This window comes from Pseudoalteromonas sp. SIMBA_162 (assembly GCF_046535955.1).
Classification (GTDB): domain Bacteria; phylum Pseudomonadota; class Gammaproteobacteria; order Enterobacterales; family Alteromonadaceae; genus Pseudoalteromonas; species Pseudoalteromonas marina.
Window position 1 is genome coordinate 1 of the sequence record NZ_JAWJBQ010000054.1, and the last position, 843, is coordinate 843.

The 843-nt window shown below is 52.0% G+C and carries 1 rRNA gene; it reads left to right on the forward strand.

From position 1 onward, the window contains the following. Positions 1-843, forward strand: a 23S ribosomal RNA gene (locus R0J88_RS18670); the annotation flags it as partial.

The window sequence follows — 843 nt, forward strand, 5'->3', positions numbered from 1 at the left end:
AGCAGAAGATGCGGAGCCGCAGCGAAAGCGAGTCTGAATAGGGCGAATTGAGTACGTGGTCGTAGACCCGAAACCAGGTGATCTACCCATGTCCAGGGTGAAGGTGAGGTAACACTCACTGGAGGCCCGAACCCACGCACGTTGAAAAGTGCGGGGATGAGGTGTGGGTAGCGGAGAAATTCCAATCGAACTTGGAGATAGCTGGTTCTCTCCGAAATAGCTTTAGGGCTAGCCTCGTGATGAGAATACTGGAGGTAGAGCACTGTTTGGACTAGGGGGGCATCTCGCTTTACCGAATTCAGACAAACTCCGAATGCCAGATATTTATACACGGGAGTCAGACTGCGAGTGATAAGATCCGTAGTCAAAAGGGAAACAGCCCAGACCACCAGCTAAGGTCCCAAAGTAATCGTTAAGTGGAAAAGGATGTGGCGTTGCTTAGACAACCAGGATGTTGGCTTAGAAGCAGCCATCATTTAAAGAGTGCGTAATAGCTCACTGGTCGAGTGACGCTGCGCCGAAAATGTATCGGGGCTAAACGATTCACCGAAGCTGTGGATGTGCATCGATGATGCACGTGGTAGGAGAGCGTTCTAAGGGCGTTGAAGTCAGACCGGAAGGACTGGTGGAGCGCTTAGAAGTGAGAATGCCGGTATGAGTAGCGAAAGATGGGTGAGAATCCCATCCACCGTATGACTAAGGTTTCCTGAGGAAGGCTCGTCCGCTCAGGGTTAGTCGGGACCTAAGTCGAGGCCGACAGGCGTAGACGATGGACAACAGGTTGATATTCCTGTACCACCTCCTCACCATTTGAGCAATGGGGGGACGCAGGAGGATAGGGTA